This is a genomic window from Halobacteriovorax sp. RT-2-4 (assembly GCF_047085445.1).
Taxonomy (GTDB): domain Bacteria; phylum Bdellovibrionota; class Bacteriovoracia; order Bacteriovoracales; family Bacteriovoracaceae; genus Halobacteriovorax_A.
Genome location: NZ_JBKIXY010000002.1, coordinates 1 through 14,623 on the forward strand (window position 1 = coordinate 1; position 14,623 = coordinate 14,623).

The 14,623-nt window shown below is 36.0% G+C and carries 12 protein-coding genes; 2 read left to right on the forward strand and 10 right to left on the reverse strand.

Annotated features, from left to right (window positions below; all coding sequences use genetic code 11):
- Positions 1-432 precede the first annotated feature (432 nt).
- The 7 genes from pheT to ACMAYL_RS10430 form a co-directional block, all read right to left on the reverse strand.
- On the reverse strand, positions 433-2,859 hold the full coding sequence (gene pheT, locus ACMAYL_RS10400) for a phenylalanine--tRNA ligase subunit beta (RefSeq protein WP_412471065.1): 2,427 nt from the start codon (positions 2,857-2,859) through the stop codon (positions 433-435).
- 20 nt (positions 2,860-2,879) lie between these two features.
- Entirely contained in the window at positions 2,880-3,941 is a 1,062-nt protein-coding gene (gene pheS / locus ACMAYL_RS10405) for a phenylalanine--tRNA ligase subunit alpha (RefSeq protein WP_103219012.1), read from the reverse strand.
- A 90-nt stretch (positions 3,942-4,031) separates the two neighbouring features.
- On the reverse strand, positions 4,032-4,547 hold the full coding sequence (locus ACMAYL_RS10410; RefSeq protein WP_103219013.1) for a DUF4416 family protein: 516 nt from the start codon (positions 4,545-4,547) through the stop codon (positions 4,032-4,034).
- A gap of 1 nt (position 4,548) precedes the next feature.
- Complete coding sequence (locus tag ACMAYL_RS10415) at positions 4,549-5,571, reverse strand: bifunctional heptose 7-phosphate kinase/heptose 1-phosphate adenyltransferase (RefSeq protein WP_392992286.1); 1,023 nt, start codon at positions 5,569-5,571, stop codon at positions 4,549-4,551.
- Between the two features lie 10 nt (positions 5,572-5,581).
- Positions 5,582-6,649 carry a glycosyltransferase family 9 protein gene (locus ACMAYL_RS10420; RefSeq protein WP_412471066.1) on the reverse strand — a complete coding sequence of 356 codons (1,068 nt, stop codon included), beginning with the start codon at positions 6,647-6,649 and terminating at the stop codon, positions 5,582-5,584.
- The gene (gene cmk, locus ACMAYL_RS10425) at positions 6,646-7,335 is read right to left on the reverse strand and encodes a (d)CMP kinase (RefSeq protein ID WP_412471067.1); all 690 of its coding nucleotides are present in this window, start codon (positions 7,333-7,335) and stop codon (positions 6,646-6,648) included. The genes ACMAYL_RS10420 and cmk overlap by 4 nt, the downstream gene beginning before the upstream one ends.
- An 85-nt stretch (positions 7,336-7,420) precedes the next feature.
- Entirely contained in the window at positions 7,421-8,350 is a 930-nt protein-coding gene (locus ACMAYL_RS10430) for a lytic transglycosylase domain-containing protein (protein ID WP_158246939.1), read from the reverse strand.
- Between the two features lie 171 nt (positions 8,351-8,521).
- Here ACMAYL_RS10430 and ACMAYL_RS10435 point away from each other — a divergent pair, with 171 nt between their 5' ends.
- Both ACMAYL_RS10435 and ACMAYL_RS10440 read left to right on the forward strand, forming a co-directional pair.
- A complete protein-coding gene (locus ACMAYL_RS10435) occupies positions 8,522-10,588 on the forward strand; it encodes a thioredoxin domain-containing protein (protein ID WP_103219018.1) in 2,067 nt (688 codons plus the stop codon).
- Entirely contained in the window at positions 10,581-11,519 is a 939-nt protein-coding gene (locus ACMAYL_RS10440) for a CoA transferase (RefSeq protein WP_392992288.1), read from the forward strand. The genes ACMAYL_RS10435 and ACMAYL_RS10440 overlap by 8 nt, the downstream gene beginning before the upstream one ends.
- Here the strand turns inward: ACMAYL_RS10440 and ACMAYL_RS10445 are convergent.
- The 3 genes from ACMAYL_RS10445 to ACMAYL_RS10455 are packed head-to-tail and all read right to left on the reverse strand — an operon-like array spanning position 11,503 to position 14,606.
- Positions 11,503-11,883, reverse strand: coding sequence for an MAPEG family protein (locus ACMAYL_RS10445; protein ID WP_103219020.1), 381 nt, complete (start codon positions 11,881-11,883; stop codon positions 11,503-11,505). The two genes, ACMAYL_RS10440 and ACMAYL_RS10445, sit on opposite strands and share 17 nt — an antisense overlap.
- A gap of 34 nt (positions 11,884-11,917) precedes the next feature.
- Entirely contained in the window at positions 11,918-12,748 is an 831-nt protein-coding gene (locus ACMAYL_RS10450) for a mechanosensitive ion channel family protein (protein WP_103219021.1), read from the reverse strand.
- Entirely contained in the window at positions 12,741-14,606 is a 1,866-nt protein-coding gene (locus tag ACMAYL_RS10455; protein ID WP_412470048.1) for a hypothetical protein, read from the reverse strand. The genes ACMAYL_RS10450 and ACMAYL_RS10455 overlap by 8 nt, the downstream gene beginning before the upstream one ends.
- Between the last annotated feature and the right edge of the window lie 17 nt (positions 14,607-14,623).

A 14,623-nucleotide genomic window follows, 5' to 3' on the forward strand; every position in this document is an offset into this window, starting at 1 on the left:
TATTTTGGATTTCTTCTCATCTTGTTTGCCACCTAAGTAGCAAATCTTTATTACTTTATTTGAATGTCTAAAGAGCTGTCCGAGACTATATGTTCATGTTCAACATGTAAAGTCTTTTTTAACAATTAAAGAAAAAAATTCAATGTCGTTATTTGCAACGTTGTTTTTGTTTCGTTTGTTGTTTGGAACGAGGGGCATATTATGAAACCCGAATAACTTCGTCAATACTTTTTTTACTTTTTATTAACTTTTTTTTCATAAATTTTAATAACAATATTAAATACTTATAGATTATTAATCATACTTAATTTTAACAGTAGGTTAAACTTCTACTAAAAACGTAACCACCTGAAATCTCGAAAGTTAATAAAAATAAAAAAGGCCACTCTCTGAGTGGCCTTCTATCATCGGTTACTATGTAAAAAATTTAACCTATTTTTTTAGAGGAAATCCGTTTTTTTCTAACGTCTCTATTACTTTATTAGAAGCTTCAGTAATGAACTCTCCTGATAAAGTACTATTAGGATCTAAGAATTCACTTCTTACTGTTACAGACTTCTTATTATCTTGAACAAAGATATCTGCAATAGAAGTAGAAACAAGTTCTTTAATCTTAAGTTTTGAAAGACTATTTAAAATAGTACCTACTGCAACGCTAGTATCTACTTCTACAGTACAATCGAATGTTGAACCAGGAAACTTCGCTAATGGTTGATACTTAGTTTTGTCTTTCTGCTCACGTGATTCAAACGCGCTCATATTAATAAGTGCAATTGAAACATTGCCTTTAATCTTAAATTGCTTAAGAACTAGAGGATGAACAGAGAAGATTACACCATCCATCTTTCCTTGAATTCTAAAGTTATAAAATTCAAATGGATGAATACCTGCCCACTCTTCATCAATAGCATTACTCTTAAACTTAGGATTACGTTCATTTAACTGATAGTTAACATTACAACAATCAAGTAAGCGAGTAGTATCGTTTAAGAGATCCATGAATGGAGTTGCTTCTTTATCAAAATAAAGCGCACCAAATACACTCTCCTCTTTTACAAAGTCTTTATCATTTGCGTGATATGTACGACCTAGTTCAAAGAATTTAAATGCAGATGAATTCTTTGCGTTTTGAGAAGCGGCCTCAAGAAAAGAAGGTGCTAATGATTCGCGCATAAGAGACGCATCTTTTGAAAGAGCGTTAATTAACTCTAATCCACCCTTGTGTTCGTATAGAGACTTCTTAAGAAGAGATGGCCCAATCATAGGGTATGTCATTACTTCAAATGCATTAGCATGATTCACCATAAAGTTTTTCATACGGCGGTGTAGCTTCTGAGCAGGACTTAACTTAACTGGAGCAATATCAAGCTTTGGTGAAACAGGAGCAATATTATCGAAACCAATAACACGTCCAATTTCTTCAACAAGACAAGATCCTGTTTCAATATCTTTAGTTGCACGATAACTTGGAATATGAGCAACAAAACTTTCAGCTGTTCCCTCAATATTAAAATCAAGACTATTGAAGATTCTCTTCATTTCATCAAAAGAAACTTCTTTACCAAGGGCCTTATTAATTTTAGCAGCACTTGATGGAATCGAAACTGGCTTAATCTCTAAAAGATTTGGCCCATCGTATTGCATATCACCTACGACTTTGGCTTCAGGGTTTTCTTTTAATACATACTCAAGAGTTCTTAATAGAGTTCTCTCAAGCATTAGAGAATCAAGAGTTTTTTCATATCGAGAAGAAGAGTCAGTTCTTAAACCTAGGCGAGTTGAAGTTTTTCTAACTTCTGCGGCCTTCCAGTTTGCAACTTCAATGAAAATTTTCGTTGTGTTTTCATCAACACCACTATTTAAACCACCCATAATCCCCGCAAGAACAAGAGGCTTTTCAGAGTCACCAATTACAGTATCGCCTGCAACTAATTTTCTGTTTTCTTCATCAAGAGTTGTGAACTCTGAATCTGACTTAAGAGCACTAATCACAACAGTGTCACCTTTGATCTTTTCGCGATCAAAGATATGCAGAGGAATACCAAGTTCAAGCATTACGTAATTTGAAATATCAACGATATTATTAATTGGACGAAGACCTACTGCTTGCAGTCGTCTTTTCATCCACGCAGGAGACTCTCCTACTTTAACATTGTCTACGCTAAGGCCAAAGTAACCAAGACAACTTGTGCCTTCTTCTACTTTAATTTTGATAGGAGCTGCATCAGTTGAAAACTTTGCTTTTAAATTAGCTGCCCAATCGACAGAGAATGGTTTTTGTAATTCATTATCAAAAATTGTCGCAAACTCGCGAGCAATTCCATAGTGACCCCAAAGATCTGGTCTATGAGTAAGAGACTTATTATCAACGTCTAATAAGATATCTTTTGTTTGATTGAAAAGAGTTAGCATATTTGTGCCAAGCTCTGGGTTATCAAACATTTTATCGAGCTCAATAATTCCGGCAGAATCTTCAGCGAAACCAAGCTCTTCTTCAGAACAAAGCATTCCTTCAGAGAGAACACCACGAATTTTTTTAGGCTCAAGTGTTAGGCCATTTGGTAGAGTGATTCCAAGTGGAGCATAAGCTGTGCGCATTCCGATTCTAACGTTTGCAGCACCACAAACAACTTGAAACTTATCCTTTCCGTTTGTGAAAGTAACAAGATTTAACTTATCAGCTTCAGGGTGCTTTTCTTTTTCTAGAACTTCAACAACAGTGATTGCTTCGAGGTGATCACCAACAGAAAGAACGTCTTCTACTTCAGCAGTTGCTAGAGTAAATTTTGATCCAATTTCATTTGCATCTAAGTCTGGAACTTTTACGAAGTCTTTAATCCAATCGATACTAATTAACATATATTATCCTTAAAACTTTTCTAATATTCTTTAAATTGTGAGTTAAAACGTAGATCACCTGACTGAAGGTGGCGGATATCATCGATTCCGTACTTCATCATAACAAGACGATCTAAACCAAGCCCAAATGCAAAACCATTATATTCTTCAGGATCAATTCCACCTGCTCTAAGAACATTTGGATGAACCATCCCACATGGAAGAAGCTCTACCCAACCAACTTGTTTACAAACAGAACACCCTTTTCCGCTACAAACTTGGCATTTGATATCTAGTTCAAAACCTGGCTCAACGAATGGGAAGTAACCAGGACGAAGCCTTACTTCGACATCTTTCTTAAAGATCTCAGTTAGAATTTCTTTCATGAAGTAAATTAGGTTTGATACAGAAATATCTTTTCCAACCATCATCCCTTCTAATTGTTGAAATACCATCTCGTGAGAAGCATCAGTTCTTTCACAACGAAATACTGTTCCAGGAGCAATGAAGCGGAATGGTGGCTTACGAGACATCATCCCTCGTACTTGAATAGTTGAAGTGTGTGTACGTAAAAGATGTTTATTGCCTTCCGGAGATTTCTCATCTCTAAACCAGAAAGTATCTTGCATATCACGAGCTGGGTGATCACCAGGAATATTTAGGGCCTCAAAGTTATAAAACTCTGTTTCAACATGTGGGCCATCTAAAACCTCAAACCCCATTGATAAGAAAATATCTTCAACCTCTTGTTGCACAAGAGTTCTTGGGTGAAGTCCGCCGTGATTATTATTCTTAGACTTAACTGCGTCAGTAAAAGTAATATCGATTTTATTCTTACTTAGCTTTTCATTAATTTCAGCAAGCTCAATCTCAGATAGCTTCTTTGCAACAAGCCCTTCAATATTTTGCTTAATCTCATTGGCAACTGGCCCAATTTCTTTTCTCTGCTCAGGAGTAGCATCCTTAAGCGACTTTAAAATTTCAGATACAGCGCCCTTCTTCCCTAAGTAACTAGACTTAAGTGAAAGTACATCTGGCTGTGCACTTAGTGTTTCAAGTTCTGTTTGAAACTTCCCATAAGCTTCATTTAGCTTATCAATCATAATCCCACCTATTTTCGACGATTTTTATACGTTCAATAATAACCTTGGGAGTTTTTCATGCGGTGTGCGAAAAAGCAAGACGTGGGGTGTTTAAAGTACCAATAAAAATGAGCGAAACCAATTGAACTTTGAAATGATCTCTTGGTGCTGATAGTCGGGGTATGTCCAAGAAAGACTTTGGTAAGTTTTACCTTGAAATTGATAGGTCAATTCAGCAAAAACTCCTTCTCCTAAATAGATACGATGAGAGTAAGGCTTGCCACTCGAAAGTAGGACCTGATCCAAGCAGATGAGCCCTGGATCAATATTAAAAGTCCTAGCGCTATCCAAGAGATATTGCTTTTCAAGTGCATCACAATATTTTTTGAGTTCAACTAATTTAGTTCTCTCAATAAGCTCAGGATAGAAGAAAAAGCATCTTTTGAGATTCTGCCCCATTTCTTTGCTGTAATAGTCTTTCATTGGAAAAAAATCGTGTGTGAATAGTATTGGATCAGAGTACTGTGGCCCAAGTAAATTAATAATTTCACTTGGACCAATCTTGTCCTCTTGATAAAGAACACTGAAGAAAGCGAGGGCACGAGTGGCCGGTTTTAAATCGCTCACTCTACTTCATTTTCTCTTTTAAAACATTGTAGTAATTGCTTAACTCTTCAAGATTAACTGTAGCTGTACCAACTTTTCCGACAACCACACCCGCTCCACAGTTAGCAATCCAAGCGGCTTCCTCAAGACTTGCTCCTGCTTCAAGACAGGCAACAAGAAGAGAAATTGTTGTATCCCCTGCTCCAGAAACATCATAGACTTCGTTGGCAACAGTTGGGATCATGTGCAATTTACCATCACCAAGAGTGTCCAGCATGGCCATTCCACGAGCACCAAGAGTAATAATAATTTTTTCTAACTCCAGTTTATCAACTAGAATTTCAGCAATATCTTCAACCTGAAGCTCCCCTGCATATCCTAGTAGATTTGCCATAAGCTTTGCTTCAAGATGGTTTGGTTTAAGAAGTGAGACACCCTTATAATATAGCGGCGGAGTTGTGCGACTAGGGTCAACAGCAATTAAGCTCTTTGACTCTTTAAACTCACTAACTAAACGTGAAATTAAAGATTCAGTAAGCACTCCTTTAGAATAATCTTCAAGTATTAAAGCACCATGATTTTCTTTGAGTTCGTTAATACGACTTACTAACCTTTTTTCAACATCTGCATTAATAGGCTTCTTTGACTCATAATCAATACGACAAATTTGTTGATGATCTGTTACAATTCTTTCCTTGAAAACAGTTGGTCTTTCATCACAACGAACAACTCCCCAAGTAGAAAGCCCCGCTTCTTCAAGAAGATCTTCTAAAACATTTGCATTAGCATCATCACCCATAACTCCACATAAAGTTGAGTTAACACCAAGAGTTTTTAAATTCTCCGAAACGTTTGCTGAAAGCCCTAGTTTTTGCCATTCTTTTTGAACTTCAAGAAGTGGAACAGGTGCTTCAGGTGAGATACGATTGACGACACCAGATGTGTATTTATCGATTCCCACGTCTCCCACAACGAGAATTGGTTTAATCGTGTTAAGGTTTGTAATGATTGCATTAAAGCGTTCAGATGAAATTAATTTTGTCATAATATTTCCGTTATTTATTTAAAATTGATTTTGCAATTTCAATTACTCTGTCTTCTTCGATCTTTGCCATACAGTCATAGTATGGACAATCCATTCCGGTACACTTGTCAGACTCCCCACAAACTACGTTTGGAGTGACCGTCTTGATCTGCGCATCCCCTTTAGGTTTCCACCTAAGTGACGATTGGCTTTTAATAGGTGAAAAAATTCCAACTAAATCAACACCAAGAACAGCGGCCATATGTGTGGCCCCAGAGTTAGGTCCTATAAAAAGTGTAGCGTGTTTTAGAATATTTAGAAAGTTAACAATGCCACGTCTTTTGCCATTAAAGTAATAGATATTCTGATCATCATAATCTCTAAGCTCTTCCCTAACAGGATTTACGTAGCGTAGATCTGAAGGAATATGAGAAATGATAAAATTAAAACGATTAGGATAAATACCATTTATACGCTTTATGAAAGTAGCAATATTCTTGGCCGGCCATGACAAATTATCATTAGAAACTCCAGGATGAACAAAGACCATTTCTTTTTCTGGATCTAGACCTTCTCCCTTAATTAACTCTTTAAATGAATTAAAATCATTCTCATTAACAGTAAAGTTGAACTCAGGGATGAATTCTCGATGTTCTATATTAGTAAAATTATCAAGATCACGAAGTAGCTCTATATTATAGAAAGTTTCATGCCCTTCCACTTCAGAGCGAATTTGTCGAACTCCACGATTTAAAGTGAAATTGGCCTGCCACTTGGCAAGGTGTCCGCCACGGAAAGGAACTTTCTTTAGCCAGGCCACAAAGTTTGGTGTTTGTGATCCACCTGCATAGAGATAGACATCTGGCTTAAACTCATTAAAAACCTGAAGTGCTTTTTTTACTTTAAATGGGTATGACCTCTTCTTATCAAGAACGTAAACTTTGTCGATATAAGGGTGGTCTTTATAGAGAATGACAGAAGTTGGAGATGTGATTATAGCAACAGTCGCATTCGGATCCATTTCTTTTATGGCCTGGGCCATTGGCATCGTTAAGATATTTTGACCAATGGCATCTGTGCGACTGATTAAATATTTCACAACGCTATACCAACCTCTTTAGCGCGAATTTGTACGTTTTCTTTTAGAGTCGAAATAACCTTATCAATGGCCATCTCACTAGTATCAACAAGAGTAGCATCATCCGCTTTTACAAGTGGAGCAACTTCTCTACCCATGTCTTTATCATCACGCTTTTTCACATCACGCTTTAGTTGTTCAAGATCAATATCGTGCTGACCTTTCTCAATTAATTGGTCAAATCTTCTTTGAGCACGAATATCGATTGAAGCAGTAACAAAGAACTTAATGAATGCATTTGGAAAAACAACTGATCCAATATCACGCCCTTCCATAACACATACTTTTTCATCTGCAATATAGCGTTGAAAATCTAAAAGCATTGTCCTTACAACAGGAATTTGAGAAATGATTGAAGCAAGTTTTGAAACATGGTGCTCTCTAATTTTTTGAGATAAATCAACACCATCCACTTTTACAAGTGCATCAGCTTGTCCGTATTCAAGTTTAATATCTTTTAAGAATGATTCTACCGCACCATGATTATGAAGATCGATTCCCTTCTCATTTGCAGCAAAGGCTAAAGCGCGAAACATAGCTCCAGTGTCGATATATAGAATACCTAACTCCTTGGCCAACAACTTAGCTACTGTTGATTTTCCGCTCCCACTTGGGCCATCAATTGCAATAACTGATGAATATGTCATACAACTTCCTTATTCATGTAATTTATAAGGAACGAATATAGCAATTTTTAATAGCTATTTGAAGTTGAAAAGATGACTCAATGAATTACGAGTTTTTCGCTAAGCGTGATTTAGAAATTTCTTTCTTAGCAATTTTTTCATCAGAACTAGGAACAAGATCCATCCCTAGGTAGTAATCAAGATCGAATTGGTGGTTATTCTTATGAAGAATTGACTCAACGCCAAGTGAACGTGAACGTTTATTTAAAGTCTCAACAGCGGCCAGAAGTTTTTTATAATTCTTCTTCACCTTGTCATAATAAACATTCTTTGTTCCAACTGGACGATTAAAACGCAGACGCTGCCTCACAAAGCCTGGCCCCATATTATAGGCAACCGTCGCATAGCGATAAAGACCAAATCTCTTATAAAGACGACTAAGATAATAGACACCTAATTCCATATTTACGTGAGGCACACGAAGAATCTCAATAATATCTTCTTGATTGAGGGATCTCTTTAAAAGCTTATGCAGAAAAACCCCTGTTTTAGGCATGATCTGCATTAGGCCTTGGGCCTTCACATAACTTTGTGCAGTTGGATTGAAATGACTTTCAGTCCAAGCAATAGAGATAACCCATAATGGATCAAGTTGTCTTTGTTCAGCAAAATGTAGAAGTGAAGAAATATACTTCTCTGCTCTTACGTTTATTGGATGCTCCATATGAGCAATCAAAGTATCCTCAAGCGTCTTTTTATCAATTGATGAAAGAAAGCCTAGATGCAAGCTTTTAAAGAATGGATTCGTTTCTTTAAAGTTATAACTATTATAAGGAGTGAAATTTTGATTTTTTGAATTAATTGATGAAAGGATCCCAAGATCGCGGAAGTTTGTGCTTGTCGGTGTCCATAAAAAGTCGAAAGAAAGCACGACTGCAAAGGCACAAAGTCCTAGCGTGAACCATGATTTTGTATTCGTACAAAAAGTACTAAAATGTTCAAGATGCGAGCTATATCGCTCACTCGGTGCTTTCATATGAAGGTCTTTTACCGCTATTGAACCTACTCGTCTAGTTAAAATAAAATTATAATGCGAAGCGCAAGAAATAATTTCAAAAACATTCATTTAATTACAGGATTTTGGGAGGTTATCCTTTAATTTTTAAATATTTCACGCATAATAGATATATAAATTTGAGGAGTAAGAATGACAGATATTGGATTTAACCGATTAAAAGATGAATCATCAACATACCTAAAACAACACAAAGACAATCCAGTTCACTGGTTCCCATGGGGTCCGGAGGCTCTTGCACGTGCAACTGAAGAAAATAAACCGATCTTTCTATCAATTGGATACAGCTCTTGTCACTGGTGTCACGTAATGGCCGAAGAATCATTTTGTGATGAAGAAACTGCAAAGTATCTCAATGAAAACTTTATCAATATCAAAGTTGATAGAGAGGAGCACCCAGATATTGATAATTACTATCAGCAAGCCTGCCAATTATTCACTAATGGTGGAGGCTGGCCTCTTAGTGCCTTCCTACTTCCAAACCTAAGGCCATTTTTTGTTGGAACGTATTTTCCAAAAGAGGCCAAAGCTAAAGCAACTCCATTTATGGAAGTTTTAACTGAACTAGTGAGAGCATATAAAGAAGATAATGCTACCGTTACTGAAAATGCGAACAAAGCATTTGATGCAATTGAGAAAGGCTTTATCTCACCAGAAAATGTTGACTTCCAGGGACACTTTCCACATCCAAACTCAGTTCTTGATGTTCTAGACAAATTCAAAGATCAGGAAAACGGTGGCTTTGGTGAAGCACCTAAGTTTCCACAATTAGCTTTCTATGAGTGGGCCATCGAACAAATGCTTGAAGGTGTTGTAAAAAAAGAACATGGTGAACACATTATTAAGTCAATTGAAAGAATGTTAATGGGTGGTGTTTACGATCAAGTACGTGGTGGACTACACCGTTACAGTACAGATAATAAGTGGACTGTGCCACACTTTGAGAAAATGCTTTATGATCAAGCTGGTCTCCTAAAGCTTCTTGCAAAGACAAGTATGCTCTACCCATCACCTTTAGTATTTGATGGAATTTTTAATACACTTGAATACCTAAAAACAGAAATGCTTAATGAAGAAGAAAACTTTTTCTTCTCTGCTCAAGATGCAGATAGTGAAGGTGTTGAAGGTCTATACTTCACATATACTGAGCAAGAGTTTGAAGATGCTCTAGGGCGCTTTGATACTGAAGATGAGTCATTAACAAAGAATCTAGACAAGCTAAAAGAATGGTTTGGAGTTACACAAAAAGGTAATTTTGATTCTGGGCTTAATGTTCTTACGATTAATCATGATAAGGCGAAAGATATTTTCACAACTGAGTCTTGGGAGCTCATTAGAAATGCTAAAAAAGCACTTCTTAATGAAAGAAAGCTTCGTATTCCACCAATGACTGATAATAAAGGGATTGCAAGTTGGAATTTCCACATGATCACTGCCCTATCAGATGTTATGCAATACACTCAGGTTCCAGCAATTAGAAATGCAGCTAGTATGTTATTTAACCGTGTTGTCGAAGGAACATATAAGAAGTTTCTAGAGACGACTCCAAATGGAATGCGTCTTCGTCACACAACAACTCGTCCAGTTGGTGCATCTCTTCTTGAAGACTATGTTCTTTTTGCAGAAGCACAACTTAGAATATACGAGCTAAGTGGAAACCCTGTCTTTAAAGCAAACCTAAAAGACACGTTAGGCTTTATCTTAAAAGAATTCTTAGTGGACGGCCGTCTTAAAACACGTGCTCTAAGAGATAACGATGCGGAACTTTATCCAAATCAAAACTACACAAGCTTTGACCAGTCATTCAAGTCACCTGTTTCAACTCTTATTAAATTAGTAAGACGTGCAAGTGTTTTATTTGGTGACATTGATATGCTTGAAGAAATCAAGCCTCTAATGGAAAACACGACTCAAGATGTTCTAAAAAATCCTGCGGGATCTGGTGAAGGCCTAAGAGCACTCAGCTATCCAGCAAATGCTTACAAAGTGATCAAGTGCCCAAAAGAATGGCTTCAAAACCAAGAGTTCGCTGGCTTTATTTGCTACTTCCTTCCAAGGTTTGTTTTCGACTTCCAAGAAGACAAGGGACAAAGATGGGAAATCTGTGGTGCAAATGAATGCGAAATGACTGGAGAAGGTTTAGATAATTTCATTGAGACTTTAAAACCAAATCACGTACAGGGCGAAGTTAATGAGTAACACTCAAGGAAAGCCACTTGCCGGAAAAACAATTATAGATTTTTCACATCGACTACCAGGGCCTTTAGCAGGAAAACTTCTTGCGGGCCTTGGTGCAAATGTCATTAAAATTGAAGATTCAAAGTTTAAAGACCCATTCATATATGGACTATTCGCTGAAATGGATAACTCATTTCCAAAATGGTACGAAGAATTAAATGAGTGTAAAACAGTCAAACGCTTCGATTTTAAAAGTGAAGAAGATATTAAAGAGATTCAAAAGTTAGTATTTGAAGCAGATGGAATTATTATGGGAATTCCTGGCAAGATTCAAGATAAGCTTGGAATTTCGATTAAAACAATCGAAAATACTGTTAAGAACTCTTATGGAATTGTTATCCCAAAGGCATCAAAAGAGCATATGAATCATATGCACGATTTAAATGCTCTAGCAATGACGGGACTTCTAAGTCTACACCTAAGAAATATCAATTCAATTGAAGATGTGGCCCCTCCATTCTTGCCACTAGCAGGTATTAATTTTGGTCAGAAAATGGCCTTTGATCTACTAGGAGCAATGTTTAAGGCACAAGAGACTAAAGATGTTCAAATCATTGAGTCTTATCTATATGAATCAACTCAAGAAGTTTTTGATGCTTTCTGGCCAAAATCAATTCGAGAAACTGATCATAAGTTCTTACACAACGGACTTTACCCTTGTTACAATATCTATCAAACAAGTGACCGTGAATTTGTCGTCATGGCATGTGTTGAAGAAAAATTTTGGCAATCTTTTAAAGAAGCATTTAAGTTTGATTCAACAGATGATGAAAGATTTGAAACAAGTGGAGAAATCCATAAGAGACTAAAAGATCTCTTCTATTCAATGACTGCCCAGGATGTTCGCAACACCCTAGGCGATCTTGATATTTGTATTAACGTAATAAAATAATACTGATACCGATTAAAGCAATAAGAATAACGCTGGTACCGAAAAAACGATAAAATGAAGTACCAGCACTTTTTGTAAGTCCAATAAAGTGAGATACTCTTGAGATAATAAGTGCTGAAAGAAGTACATGAATTCCTGTCATAGAGATCATCTGTTTTTCGATAGCAAAATAAGTTAATAAAAGAATAAAAGGAATATACTCCGAGAAGTTTCCATGAATTCTGATGGCCTTGTTCATATCAGACACCTTTCCATGTCCTAGACCTACACGATGTTTCCAGCGATTACGTATTACATTTAGTGTAACACCGACATAAAGCAATCCTAGAACACCACAATAGCGAAAAAAGATTTCCATTTCCATATCAACTCCTTATCTTTGGCAGAATTAGTCTAAATTATGACTCAGAAAGCAGTTGATCGGCAAGCTCCTCTTCTCTTAATGCCTCATAAAATCTCTTTGTAATATCTGTAACAAAAGCCTTCTCATAAACTGTTTCAAGCACGTAGGCCTTAACCGTGGCCTTCACTCCAATACCGTGCTCAAATTTTTCCGTCGACACTATAACTTTTAAAGGCTTCTTTAAATAAGCGTAACGAGAAGTTGATGTAACTTCTTCCAGTAGTGATATCATACGTGAAATATCGCAATTATTTTTAAAATAAAAATAGCTACAAACCAGCATATCTCGTTGTCCCGAATTAGCTGAAGCGACATTTTCACTAAGAAATAAATTATTGGGAATTGTTACTGTCGAATCATCAAGAGTTTGAATACGTACAGAACGTAGTCCGATTTGGATGATATCACCATAGTTATCGCGAAATTGGATTCGATCCCCTACCTGAAATGGCTTATCAAAAATTAAAATAATACCGGCAATAATAGAAGAAATAAGGTCTTTGAGTGAAAAGCCAATAGCCACTGCACCTGACCCAATAAATGCATAAATCATTTCTTGGCTTGGGTTTAGGGTTACGTAAAGTAACCAAAAAGTACCAAAGATATAAATCATGTGAGTGATGATTGTATTTAATTGAAGTATTGATAAGCGATAAAACGGAATCTTAATTGCTAAATACTGTAGGGACCAAGAGACGATTCTTACAATAATGAAAAGAGTTAGAAAACCCATGACAAGACTTAGAATCATTTCAGGATTAACAGAATCAAAAATACTGGCCATTTTTTGCGTTTTAGCAATTGTATCAGTTACTGTTTCATTCATAGATAAAATTCCTCTTTCGTAAGATTGTTTTGATGTCCACTAACCAATCTTTTCTAATGTGAAAGTAATCCCCATCCTTACTTAGGATTCCCTTCCCAAAGCCTGTTTTGAGAGCATAGGTAACAACTTTTTCACTAAGGTCTGTTGTCGCCACAATCTCAGAAAAGCTAAGGTGCTCATGAGATAGGATGCTTGAAAAAACAAATAGTGATTCATCAGTCAAGATTTCAACTTCATGAATTGGACGACGTTGTGGGAGGTGCAGCTCAATTGTTTTGTCATTTACGTGAGAAATAGACTTAAGCCACGTGTTAACTGCTGCCTGTGGATTTCCACCAGTTTGTTTTGCTAAGATTCTAAAGTAAATATCCTGAGCATTTTCAATTGATCTTTCTGCTCCAAAGTGCGACATAATTTCAAAAAGCTCTTCGTTAAATCTGATCTCAAGACCTGTTGGTTCATGTCTTTTTAAAATCAATTGCATAAGCTCTTCTTTACTCCATGGCCTTATATGGATGGTATCTGAAGACAATTCATACTTATTATAAATATGCTTAATTAAATTTAGTGAATTACTATTCCACACAGTAAACCAAAAGACATTTTTAGAAGAACTATTAATGACTTTAAAAAAGGCGTCAAATGCCTTAAAACCATTAAATTTCGATAAAAAGAGATTATGTGCATTTTTAATGATAACGAACTTTTTTTCTTCTTCATCACCATTACCAACAAAGTTTTCAAGTCTTTTTAAAAGAACAGATTCTTCAACAATTTTTTCATTAATATCCAATTTGAAAGATGTTACTGAAGAATATCGTTTTAAGATTTTATCCAAGACATGATTCTTTCCACTTCCCGACTCTCCAGAAAATGCCAAATGATATGAACTACTTGTTCCATTAAGCCAACTATCAATACGCTCATAGGCCATCACAGCAGGATCTGGCTTTCTGACAATTTCAGTATCACTTTCTCTTTTAAATATATCAAGATAGGTGCCAGGTACTTCATACTCTGTGAAGACCTCATCTCTTAGACTTTCTAGATGCTGTTCTAAAATGCCTGAAAGTAAGTTCTTTGACCACTCCTTGTCGTTATTTGCCAAGAAGAACATTAAGTAAAATGAATATAGAAGTGTGTAGATGTATAAGAAAACTGGCAAGATATATCTAATGACAAGATTAGAAATATGCTTTTGAGTGAGTAACATTGAAGGCGGTACAATTTTAGGTAGAATCAATTGCGCATAGTTCTCATAGCGAAGTAGGATCGCTGTATAAATAACAAAGAATAGAATCGTGATAATATTGTGACCAAGAAAACCGGAAAATAAATTATATAAGAGAATATAGAAGAAAGTTGTTATTGTAATAATATAGCGAAGTTTCTTGCTGTCCTTAACAAAATCCTTATTTACTCTCTTAAAATAAACTTGAAAATTAAAACGTAAGAAACTGTGAAAGTAACCGATATTAATATAGAGTACGTAGAGAACAAGTATATTTCTGAAGACGTGTAAAAAAAGTTGAAAGTCCTCTCGTTGAAACTTCAAAAGATAAAGATTAAAAACATCAAGAGCGCTAAAGGCGAATAGATAGTAAAGATTAAAGTCAAAGAAACGAAAGACAAACTTTCTAGCCTGTATCTGATTCTCACTTCTCTTTAACAGATATGTTCTTGCTAAAAAGAACATAACTCGAGCGATTATTATTATCGCTAGAAAGATAAAAAAAGAGCGCATTGGCCACGCTAATATGAACTCATCAATATGAGCAATAAGCTTAGAAAACTCTTGATTTAGAAAATGGAAGAAATCGGCCACGGCCTTTTGGATTTTTATTATACTAAACTTCATATATCTATTATAAAGAT